The 11,138-nt window shown below is 60.9% G+C and carries 7 protein-coding genes; 1 reads left to right on the forward strand and 6 read right to left on the reverse strand.

Annotated features, from left to right (window positions below; genetic code table 11):
* Positions 1–2 precede the first annotated feature (2 nt).
* A complete protein-coding gene (gene glgB / locus AC1Q6D_RS07760) occupies positions 3–2,234 on the forward strand; it encodes a 1,4-alpha-glucan branching protein GlgB (RefSeq protein ID WP_103406093.1) in 2,232 nt (743 codons plus the stop codon).
* A gap of 122 nt (positions 2,235–2,356) precedes the next feature.
* Here glgB and AC1Q6D_RS07765 read toward each other — a convergent pair whose 3' ends face one another.
* The 6 genes from AC1Q6D_RS07765 to AC1Q6D_RS07790 form a co-directional block, all read right to left on the reverse strand.
* Positions 2,357–3,424: an autotransporter outer membrane beta-barrel domain-containing protein gene (locus AC1Q6D_RS07765; protein WP_103406092.1), complete on the reverse strand. Its 1,068-nt coding sequence runs from the start codon at positions 3,422–3,424 to the stop codon at positions 2,357–2,359.
* Between the two features lie 312 nt (positions 3,425–3,736).
* Entirely contained in the window at positions 3,737–6,286 is a 2,550-nt protein-coding gene (locus tag AC1Q6D_RS07770) for an autotransporter family protein (protein WP_103406091.1), read from the reverse strand.
* Between the two features lie 282 nt (positions 6,287–6,568).
* Positions 6,569–7,369, reverse strand: a complete 801-nt coding sequence (locus AC1Q6D_RS07775) for an endonuclease/exonuclease/phosphatase family protein (protein ID WP_103406108.1) — start codon at positions 7,367–7,369, stop codon at positions 6,569–6,571.
* A 111-nt stretch (positions 7,370–7,480) separates the two neighbouring features.
* Positions 7,481–8,239, reverse strand: a complete 759-nt coding sequence (locus AC1Q6D_RS07780) for a PIG-L deacetylase family protein (protein ID WP_103406090.1) — start codon at positions 8,237–8,239, stop codon at positions 7,481–7,483.
* Positions 8,240–8,433: 194 nt separating this feature from the next.
* Positions 8,434–10,593 carry a glycogen debranching protein GlgX gene (gene glgX, locus AC1Q6D_RS07785; protein ID WP_103406089.1) on the reverse strand — a complete coding sequence of 720 codons (2,160 nt, stop codon included), beginning with the start codon at positions 10,591–10,593 and terminating at the stop codon, positions 8,434–8,436.
* Positions 10,594–10,796: 203 nt separating this feature from the next.
* Entirely contained in the window at positions 10,797–11,117 is a 321-nt protein-coding gene (locus tag AC1Q6D_RS07790) for a DUF2934 domain-containing protein (protein ID WP_103406088.1), read from the reverse strand.
* Between the last annotated feature and the right edge of the window lie 21 nt (positions 11,118–11,138).

Raw genomic sequence — 11,138 nt, forward strand, 5'->3', positions numbered from 1 at the left:
TCATGAGTTTCTCGAACAAGGAACAGGGTCAGTACAAAGAAGCCCTGCTACCCAGGGCGCGGGACATCGATGCGCTGGTGCGCGCCGAACATCACGACCCCTTTGCAATTCTTGGTCCCCACGGCGATGGCGCCGGTGGACAGTTCATTCGGGCTTATCTGCCGGACGCCTTGAGCGTACAGGTGGTGGCCAGGGACTCTGGAGAAGAACTCGGCAATCTGGAACCGACACAGACACCGGGGTTATTCGTCGGGCACTTCGACCGGGCGCAGTCCTATCTGCTGCGCACCCGCTGGGCCGGTGGCGAGCAGATTGCCGAAGACCCGTACAGCTTTGGTCCACTGCTCGGCGATATGGATCTATACCTGTTCGCCGAAGGCAATCACCGCGACCTGAGCAGCTGCCTGGGTGCGCAACTGATGACGGTCGACGGGGTCGATGGCGTACGTTTCGCCGTGTGGGCGCCGAATGCCAGGCGGGTGTCGGTGGTCGGTGATTTCAACGTCTGGGATGGTCGCCGCCATCCGATGCGTCTGCGTCATCCCACGGGGGTCTGGGAGCTTTTCATTCCGCGCGTGCAGGCGGGGGAGGCGTACAAGTACGAGATTCTTGGCAAGGACGGGATCCTGCCGCTGAAGGCCGACCCCATGGCCCTCGCCACGTCCCTGCCGCCGGACACGGCCTCGAAAGTGGCCCCACCGCTGAAGATCGACTGGCAGGACCAGGAATGGATGCAGTCCCGTGGCGAGCGTCAGCGCCTGACGGCGCCGCTGTCCATTTACGAACTGCACGCCGGCTCGTGGCAATGTGAGCTGGATGATCTGGGCGAAGTGGCTCGCCAGTACACCTGGCCGGAACTGGCCGAGCGGCTGATTCCGTATGTGAAGGAACTGGGCTTCACCCACATCGAGCTGATGCCGATCATGGAGCACCCGTTTGGCGGCTCGTGGGGTTATCAGTTGCTCTCGCAATTCGCCACCAGCGCCCGCTACGGCACCGGGGATGAGTTCGCGGCCTTCGTCAATGCCTGCCACCAGGCCGACATCGGTGTGATCCTCGACTGGGTGCCGGCGCATTTCCCGACCGATACCCATGGCCTGGCGCAATTCGACGGCACGGCGCTGTACGAGTACGGCAATCCACAGGAAGGCTTTCATCAGGATTGGGACACGCTGATCTATAACCTTGGCCGCACCGAAGTGCATGGCTACATGCTGGCGTCGGCGCTGCACTGGCTCAAGCATTTCCATGTCGACGGCCTGCGGGTCGATGCCGTGGCGTCGATGCTGTATCGCGATTACTCGCGCAAGGCCGGCGAATGGGTGCCGAATCGCCATGGTGGTCGGGAAAACCTCGAAGCCATCGACTTCCTGCGCCACCTCAACGACGTTGTGGCACAGGAAGCACCGGGTGCCCTGGTGATCGCCGAGGAGTCCACCGCATGGCCGGGCGTCAGCCAGAGCACGCAACAGGGCGGCCTGGGCTTCGCCTACAAATGGAACATGGGCTGGATGCACGATTCATTGCATTACATCCAGCAGGACCCGGTGTACCGCGCCCATCACCACAACGAGCTGAGTTTCGGCCTGGTCTACGCCTGGTCCGAGCGCTTTATCCTGCCGATCTCCCACGACGAAGTGGTGCACGGCAAGCATTCGCTCATCGACAAAATGCCCGGCGACCGCTGGCAGAAATTTGCCAACCTGCGGGCTTATTTGAGCTTCATGTGGGCGCATCCGGGCAAGAAACTGTTGTTCATGGGTTGTGAGTTCGGTCAGTGGCGCGAGTGGAATCACGACCAGCAACTCGATTGGTATTTGCTGCAGTACCCCGAACACAAAGGTGTTCAGAAGCTGGTGAGCGACCTCAATCGGCTGTATCGCGAAGAGCCGGCGCTGCACGAGCAGGATGATGTACCGCAAGGGTTCCAGTGGCTGATCGGCGATGACGCCATCAACAGCGTGTATGCCTGGTTGCGCTGGAGCAAGGACGGCAAGCCGGTGCTGGTGGTGGCGAACTTCACCCCGGTGCCGCGTGAGGCTTATCGCATCGGTGTGCCATTTGCCGGCCGCTGGGCCGAGTTGATGAACAGTGATTCGGCGACCTATGCCGGCTCCAATTATGGCAACAGCGGCGGGGCGTTCACCGAGGAAGCGCCGAGTCATGGTCAGGCGCTGTCATTGGTGCTGAATCTGCCGCCGTTGGCGGTGCTGATGTTGCGCCCCGAGGGCTGATCCGAAAACGCCTCGCCACATCGCGAGTCAACTCGCTCCGACAGGTTCCGTGTGGCCCTTGTGGGAGCGAGCGTGCTCGCGATGGCGTCAGCCCGGTCAACAGTCTTTTCGAGGTCTGACCCTCACCACCGCATCCGTACACCCAGGCTGGCGATCAACCCGTTCAAATCATTTTGGTCGACGTCACTGCTGTAATCGGCGCTGACGTACAGGCTCACGGTCGGGGTCATTCTGGCCACCAGGCCCAATCCCAGCTCGACCGTCGACGAGTTCCGGCTGCTGCTGATCTTGTCGACCTGATCGAGGGTCACGGTATTGCCGGTGTTCACCGTGTGCCACAAGTTGGTCCGCACGTAGGGCTCCACGGGCAGGCCATTGATGTCGTAACTCCCTTTCAATTTGGCGCCGACCCGGCCACTCCACGACGACAAGTCGATGGAGGAGGCATTGCCCGAGCCTGCGTAAGGGGTGTCCAGGGTGATCCGTTGATTGATCAATTGCGCCTGGGGTTCAACCACCCAGTGTTCGCCCAGGCTGATGGGGAATCCGCCTTCCATCGACAGCGTCATCGCGCTGCCCTCGGCGGCTTGCCGCACACCCTGTTCGTTGCGGGTATAGCCATTGACCCGGCCGCCACTGGCCGTCAAGTCCACGTGCCAGCCTTGTGGCCCGATCAGGCTCCAGTAGGCGCCGAGGCTTTGGCCTTGCAGGCTGAAGGTGTCGCTGTTGGCGTCGGATTGGGCGCGATTGGTGAACAAGCCCGTGCTGTTGCCCTGGATCATGCTGGTGCCACCGATCAGGCCGACCCGCTGAGTACGGCCATTACCGCTTTCCAGGGTCATGAGTGCCGGGCCTTTGAGTTGACTGGCACCGGCAGTGGAAAGGCCTTCGGCGAGAACATCGTTTTGTGCCTGGCGCGAGGCCTGTCCGTACACCTGATCCCAGGCAGCAGGCGAGGCATCTTCGGTCGTCAGGTGCGAACTTCGAAGATCGGGCATGGCGCTGAAACGGCCGGGATACGTGGAAACTTGTGCGGGCAAGAAGAGCACCGGGACGTCCTGGCGATACCAGGGCGAAGTCTCTTCCTCGACAGGCGAGGCCTGCGCTTCCATGGAAGAGCACAGCAGGAGTGAGCTCGAGACTGTGCAAAAAGTGATTTTGATCTCTTGTTGGGTGAATGAAGTTTTCATGGGGGTCTACCTTGCAATCGCATGCCGTTCTCGCTTTGCCGTCTCTCCTACCCCGAATGAGGGGCGACCGATGGATGGGGGCAAGCCGGGGGCCGCCCGTGTATATGGGTGACTTGGGGGCTTGCCCCTGATTGTGGTTCCGGGGGTAGTAACGTGAATTCAAGGAGACCGCTGCCACTGCGTCAAGAAAATGGCCGATAAATGGTATGGGTATTTTAGGGGGTGTAAGTGGCTGATTTTTTGGCGCTCACTAAGTTCTTGTTTAATGGCGCAATCGCCAAAAAAGTCACGAGCTAGAGCCTTTGCTCAGTTTTACCAACTGATCCTGATACCGGCATTTCCCATCGTTCCCCGCAGGTGCTGACTGTCGATATTGCTGGAGAAGTCGGCACTGGCGTACACGCTGACGGAGGGCGCCAGCGTCAGCACGGCACCGATACCAAGATCGGCGTAGGAAGATTTTTGCCCGGTGTCGATATCGGTGTTTCCGGCAAAGGTGACCGTATCGGTGCCGGAAAACGTATGCCACAGGTTGGCTCGCAGATAAGGTTCCAACGGCAAGCCACTGACCTCGTAGCGGCCCTTGAGCCGGGCGCCGAGACGGCCGGTCCAGGCTGGATCGGAATCGAACGATACCTGCGAGATTCCATCGTTCTGGCTGTCGAGGCTAATGTTCTGATGGATCACCTGCGCCTGGGGTTCGATCACCCAGTCGCCTGCCAGGGGGAAGGGGTAACCGGCCTCCACCGAGAGCGTCACCACGTGCCCCTTGTTATCGAGCTTGAGGCCGCGCTCGGAATGGCTGTCGCCGTCGAGCCAGGTATACATCGCCACCGTGTCGATGTACCAGCCCCTGGCGTCCGTCAGGGTCCAGGACGCACCGAGGCTGTCACCTCGCAGCTCGACCTTGCCCGCGCGTTTGCCTTCGAAGCCCTGGTTGAAGCCGTCGACATCACCCTTCAAGCGGCTATGGCCGACGAAGAACCCGCTGCGTTGGGTTTGGCCCTCGGACGTCTGCGAGGCGTACAGATCGTTGCCCACCTGGAAGCCGTCAAGTGAACCATCGAGCCGTGGCGTGACGGTGCCGGCCCATGTCTGGTCGACATTCTTGCCATAGACACGACCCCAGCCCGCGCCGAAGGTCCCGGTTTCGCTCAGCAGGCGTTGATCGCCCTGGCGATCGTGGAAAGTGCCCAGGGCGGTCAGGGTCAGTTGCGCAGCCGCTGGCGGCAAGACGGACCAGACCGGCACTTCCGCACGGTACAGGGGAATTGCGGCGGCACCGGGCTGGGCAATGGGCAGCGGCGGGCTACCGGCAGCGGCGACCGGCGTTGCCACCACTGGCACCAGAATCGGCGGCAGGGCCGGGTCGGGGTTAGGGACGGCCACCAACGGCACGGCGACGACGGAGGAGCGCAGGTACCAACTGTTTTCGCTGCCGGCGGTGATACCGCCCTTGTACAAGACGTAATCGAACGCACCCGCCGACACTGGCGTTTTCAGGGTAAAGGCACCGTTGTCGCTGATGGCCGTCCCCTGGGCCTGAACCACCTGGATGCCGTTCTGTTGGGTCAACGCACCTGCGCCACCGAGGTTGCTGACGCTGATCGAGGTGGTGCCGGTCAAGGTGCCGTCGATGACCACCAGCTTGTCACTGGGCGAATTGTCGTCGCCCACGGCACTTTGCAAAAGCAGTTGCCCGTTGTTGCCCGAATAATTGCCCTGCACGGTCAGGGCATCATTGGTGCGCGTATTGCCGCCGCTCAGGTCGATCACCCCGGCGTTGTTCAGGGTCGCACGCTGGCCAGCAATGGCGGGCACGATGCTGCCCTGGCTGGACGTCAGTACGCTGCTGCCATCGATGTTGAATACACCCGTGCCGCTGCTGCTGTCACCGAGCACGAAATTGCCGGCGAGGTCGAATTGCGAACCGTTGTTCAGGTTGACGATTTCCCAATTGATGTAACGGGCGGCGCCGGCGGATGTGGTGTGGTCGAAGGTTAATTGATCGGTGCCCGTGCCACCGTCGATGCTCGGGGTCAGGGCAAGGGTGGTCTCACTCAGATTGCGCACAATGGCTGTGTCATTGCCATCGCCCATCAGGATCGCCGAGCGGATGATGCCGCCACCGTCCCACACAAGTGTGTCATTGCCGGCGCTGGCGCGGATTTCACCGGCGATCTCGCCGCCTGTCACCGTAATGTTGTCATTGCCACCGCTGACACTGATGTTGCCGCCAATTCGACCGCCCGCCACGATGATGGTGTCGTTGCCAAATCCGGTGACCAGATTTCCCAGGATCTGCCCACCGGACATATCGAACGTATTGTCGTCGAGCTTCATGTCTACCCGGCCGATGGTGCCTCCGGTCATCTTCGCGAAGTCTCCGTCTTCGAAGGCGCCGACGATCGTCCCGCCGGTCATCAGGAAATTGTCGAAGCCCTCGCCTTGCGCCAGAGACTGGATGCGTCCGCCGTTCATGATGAAGGTGTCGATACCGTTGTGCTGATGGACTTCGCCGGTGATCACCCCGTTGTTGATTTGCAAAACATTGGCGCCATCGCCCTGGTCAAGTACGCCAGCGAGGGTGCCGGAGTCCATTTTGACGGTGTCGTTGCCGCTGCCAAACGTCACATTGCCATTGATGGTGCCGGTGCCATTGGTGGGGAACGTCAGGGTGTTGTTGCCCGCCAGATCGGTCAGCGGTCCACTGGTGGCGCTGTCACAGACGAAGTTATCGTTGCCAGCGGTGGGGGTGAGGGTGCAAGCGGCGAGGGTGGAAGGTGACCAACTGGCACACAGCCAGAGGGAAAAGGCGCAGGCGCTGTAACGGAACTTGGGAAGATCTGGCCATGGATTCATGCTCGTCTCCGCATCGGGACCGGCGGCTGATTGGCCACGGCCTCAGCGTCGGCCGTGCGTCAGCCACTCTCGGCAGCGCGAGTTGCGAGACAGCATCGGGAGGCAATCTCCCGTCATCCAGATTTCTTCGGCAACGCTCGCTACGTTGTTTGCCTATCCGTAGGGGCTTTCCTGCGGATAGGGGCAACGTAGCAGCAGCGTCTAGTTGTATCTACTGTCAGAAATACCAGCAATGACCAGCGTTGCGGCTGATGCAACGGTTTTTCGGGGCGATTTAAACCGTCACAAATGCACTTCCACCGCCAATGGCAGGTGATCCGACAGGTGCGTCCAAGGTTTGCTTCCGAGGATTGTCGGGTGATGGCTACTGGCATTGCGCAGGTAAATGCGGTCCAGGCGCAGCAGGGGAAACCGCGCCGGATAGGTTTTTGCGGGGCGTCCGTGGTGGCGTTCGAAGGCTTCATGAAGGTCGTCACGACGGGCGAGGGCGGCGTTGCCTTGCAGCTGCCAGTCGTTGAAGTCGCCGGCAATGATCACCGGCGCGTCGACAGGCAGGGACTCAAGCAACTGACAGAGCAGCTGCAATTGCAGTTGGCGATGGCTTTCCAGCAAGCTCAGATGAACGCAGATCGCATGGACCTCGGCGTGGCCCGGCACATCGAGTACGCAATGCAGCAGTCCACGCCGTTCCGGGCCGGTGATGGAAACGTCGAGGTTGCGGTGTTCGCGAATCGGGTATTTCGACAACAGGGCATTGCCGTGATGGCCATCCGGGTAGACCGCGTTGCGCCCGTAGGCAAAATCGCTCCACATGCTGTCGGCGAGGAATTCGTATTGCGAGGTGGCCGGCCATTGGTTGTAGCGCGAGGCGTGACGCTCGTGTTCGCCCACCACTTCTTGCAGAAACACCAGATCCGCCGACGTACTGCGTACCGCTTCACGCAGTTCCGGGAGGATGAAACGCCGGTTGAGGGCGGTAAATCCCTTGTGGGTATTGACCGTCAGTACGCGCAGTCGATGGATGGCCGGGGGTGTGCTCGATGGCACTGATTCAATCGTGTCGCGTTTGGAGTTGCGGACCACTTTCACGCCTCTGAATCCGGGTTGCTTATGTATGCGACTGATACACAAGCGGGCAGTTCAGTTTGAGTCAGGCAAGGATAGTCCTCACGCGCGCATTGGCTGTTGGTCGTGTCAGACAAATACGATTTCGTAAGGCAAACGCATCCGCTCCAGCAACACCCGTGGCAGCATCGGTGCAAGGCCGATCGCCGGTTCGCCATCGAGTTGGCTGGCATAGGCGTGGGTGGCGTGGCTCTTGCGCGCGACCGTCCAGCTGTCCAGGCGTACCTTGCGCGCGCGGTGCCAGGGGATAGAGCCGTAATCACGCGCCGGCCAGTGCCAGGCCCAGACCGGCACTTCATGGAACGTTGCACCGGCCATGTTCGCGGCATTGGCGCTGGCGCGGCCCACGGCATCGTGGTCGCTGACGCCATCCTCGCTCCAGGTGCTGAATACCACGTCGCCGGGGCGCAGGTAGCGCGCAATGAATTGCGTCAGTTTCAACTCATGGTCGGCCAAGGCGTTGTCGGTAAAGCCGCCCCGAATCCATTTCAGGCTATGCATGGGCAACCCGAGGCGACGCAAGGCTTCGACACTTTCCTGGGAGCGAAACACACTGAGGCGTTTTTCCGACCACTGCCGGGATCCCTGATGGCTCGCGCTGCCGTCAGTGACCGAGATCAATTGCAGCGGGTGAGCGCTGGCGCTGAGCAATTGCAGCAGGCCGCCGCAGGTCACCACTTCATCGCCGGGATGCGGGGCGATCACCACGGCGCGAGCGCCAGGGGGGACCAATGACTGAGTACCGATTACCGGAATGTTGTCCAGTTGCGCGGCGCTGTTCCAGATTTGTCCCGACTGGCTGCTTTCACAGAGGGATACAGGTTTCATGGGCTACGTCCTTGTTCCTTATTGCCTTCAGTCGTGCGCAAGCCTTGTACATGACCAGCCGGCAGACCCGTGAGGGCGGGTTGATAGCAATGCGCGGCGCTCCGAACCCTGGAACGCCGCGCATCGAGTATTGCTCACGGACACGTATTCGTCGATCTGAAACAAATTTTTATCCGCCGGGAGTCCGGCTCATTTCAATCCTCTTCTTCGTGCTGCAGTTCGAACAGCAGCAGTGAACGGCCCGTCACTGAATACTCGTGGCCGAACTCGAAGCGCTCCTGGCCGCGAATCGACGGTTGATTGGTATCGACCATACAGGTCCAGAAGCCGCCATCGGGCACTTCCGGCAAGGTGAAATTGACGATGTCGTGATGGGCGTTGACCACCAGCAACAGGGTGGCGTCGGCCCCCTGGCGGCGTATGCCGGTTTCCTGCGCACGTCCATCCAGCAGCATGCCCAGGCAACGATTGTGCGCATCATGCCAATGTTTGGTGGTCATCTCGCTGCCATCCGCGGCCAGCCAGGTGACGTCCTTGACGCCGATATCCTCATTGAAATTGCCGACCAGGAAGCGCCCGCGGCGCAGGATCGGATAGGCCAGGCGCAACTTGATCAGGCGTTTGACGAATTTGAGCAGGGCCTTGCCGTCTTCACTCAGGTCCCAATTGACCCAGCCGATTTCGCTGTCCTGGCAATAGGCATTGTTGTTGCCGTCCTGGGTGCGGGCGAATTCGTCGCCGGCCACCAGCATGGGCGTGCCTTGGGACAGCAGCAGCGTGGCAAAGAAATTGCGCATCTGCCGCTGGCGCAGCTCATTGATTTGCGGGTCGTCGGTCGGGCCCTCGACCCCATGGTTCCAGGACAGGTTGTTGTTGCTGCCGTCCTGATTGTTTTCGTCGTTGGCTTCGTTGTGCTTGTCGTTGTACGACACCAGGTCGTTGAGGGTGAAGCCATCGTGGGCGGTGACGAAATTCACCGAGGCATAGGGCCGTCGGCCGCGCTGGTTGAACATCTCGCCGGACGCGGTCATGCGACTGGCGAAATCTGCCAATTGCCCATCGTCGCCTTTCCAGAACGCACGCACGGTGTCGCGAAACTTGTCGTTCCATTCCACCCAGCCCGGCGGGAAGTTGCCGACCTGATAGCCGCCGGGGCCGCAATCCCAGGGTTCGGCAATCATCTTCACCTGACGCAGCACCGGGTCCTGGCGACAGGCCACGAGGAAGCTGTGACGCTCGTCGAAGCCATCGTGGTAGCGCCCCAGAATGGTCGCCAGGTCAAAGCGGAAGCCATCCACGTGCATCTCCTTCGCCCAGTAGCGCAGGGAGTCGGTGACCATTTGCAGGACGCAGGGATGGCTCAGGTCCAGGGTGTTGCCGGTGCCGGAATCGTTGATGTAGAAGCGCTTGTCGTCAGGCATCAAGCGGTAATAGGAGGCGTTGTCGATGCCACGCATCGACAGGGTCGGACCTTGTTCGTTGCCCTCGGCGGTGTGGTTATAGACCACATCCAGGATCACTTCGAGGTTGGCTTCGTGCAGGTGCGCGACCATTTCCTTGAATTCGGCGATCTTGCCGCTGGCCAGGTAACGCGGGTCGGGGGCGAAAAACGCGATGCTGTTGTAGCCCCAGTAATTGGTCATGCCCTTGTGCAGCAGATGCTGGTCGTTGACGAAAGCATGAATCGGCAGCAGCTCCACGGAGGACACGCCGAGCTTGCGGATATGTTCCAGGACGTCGTCGACCATCAACCCGGCGAAGGTGCCGCGCACGTTCTCGGGGACGGAAGGGTGACGCATGCTGATGCCGCGCACATGGGTCTCATAAATGATCGTTTTTTCCCACGGTACGCTGACCCGGTGATCGTGGCCCCAGGTGTGCGCCGGGTCGATGACTTTGCATTTGGGGACGAAGGGCGCGCTGTCCCGTTCATCGAAACTGAGGTCGGCGTCGGGATGGCCGATGGTGTAGCCAAACAATGCCTCGGACCATTTCAACTGGCCGACCAGTTGCTTGGCGTAGGGGTCGATCAACAGCTTGTTGTGGTTGAAGCGGTGACCGTTGGCGGGATCGTAAGGGCCGTAGACGCGATAGCCATAGATCAGCCCTGGATGGGCGTCAGGCAAGTAGCCGTGGAAGGTCTCGTCGGTGTATTCCGGCAGTTCGATGCGTTCGAGCTCGACTTCGCCGGCATCATCGAAAATGCACAGTTCGACCTTGGTGGCGTGGGCGGAGAACAAGGCAAAATTGACCCCCAGACCATCCCAGGTCGCACCCAGTGGAAAGGGCAGGCCTTCACGAATTCGCGAGGCCTCGACTTGAGGGGCTGGCGCGGTTTTCTTCGGACTGGGCATAGGTGCTCCTGCAAAGTGAGGTACAAAACGCCGCAATCTGTGGGAGCGAGCCGGCTCGCGATTGCGGAGTGTCAGGTAACGCATGTGTCGAGGGTCAATCGTCCTCGCGAGTCGGCTCGCTCCCACAGGTTTTGTTGAGGGTGAGCGTCCGTCGGTGGCGAGCGGACTCGCCACGCGTTCGATCAGGAAAAAGCCCGGGCCAATCAGACCGCTGGCGGTTTACGCGCGGCGCGAGGCTTTTTGCCGGCGGCTTTTTCTCCGGGTGGAATCACGGTCGAGGCTGCCGCCGGCTTGGCCTTGGCTTTTGGTGCGGCCGCCTTGACCTCGCCAGCCTTGCCATTGGCGGTTTTGCTGACGGCCGGTTTGCTCGCAGGCGCTTTTGCCGGTTGTTTCGGCGCCAGCGCTTCAGCTTCGGCGAGTTTGCGGGCCATCTCCCAGTGACGGCTTTCCTGGCCTTCGGGTTTCCCTTCGGACTCCCAGATCTGATAGGCAAATTCGCGGATGCGTTTATCGTCGGTACTCATCGCAATGCTCCTGAACTGAAC

The sequence above is a fragment of the Pseudomonas sp. MT92 genome (assembly GCF_058792515.1).

Coding starts and splice junctions, on each gene's coding strand:
- AC1Q6D_RS07765 (WP_103406092.1), bottom strand. CDS start 3,424: ATGAAAACTTCATTCACCCAACAAGAGATCAAAATCACTTTTTGCACA.
- glgB (WP_103406093.1), top strand. CDS start 3: ATGAGTTTCTCGAACAAGGAACAGGGTCAGTACAAAGAAGCCCTGCTA.
- AC1Q6D_RS07790 (WP_103406088.1), bottom strand. CDS start 11,117: ATGAGTACCGACGATAAACGCATCCGCGAATTTGCCTATCAGATCTGG.
- AC1Q6D_RS07780 (WP_103406090.1), bottom strand. CDS start 8,239: ATGAAACCTGTATCCCTCTGTGAAAGCAGCCAGTCGGGACAAATCTGG.
- glgX (WP_103406089.1), bottom strand. CDS start 10,593: ATGCCCAGTCCGAAGAAAACCGCGCCAGCCCCTCAAGTCGAGGCCTCG.
- AC1Q6D_RS07770 (WP_103406091.1), bottom strand. CDS start 6,286: ATGAATCCATGGCCAGATCTTCCCAAGTTCCGTTACAGCGCCTGCGCC.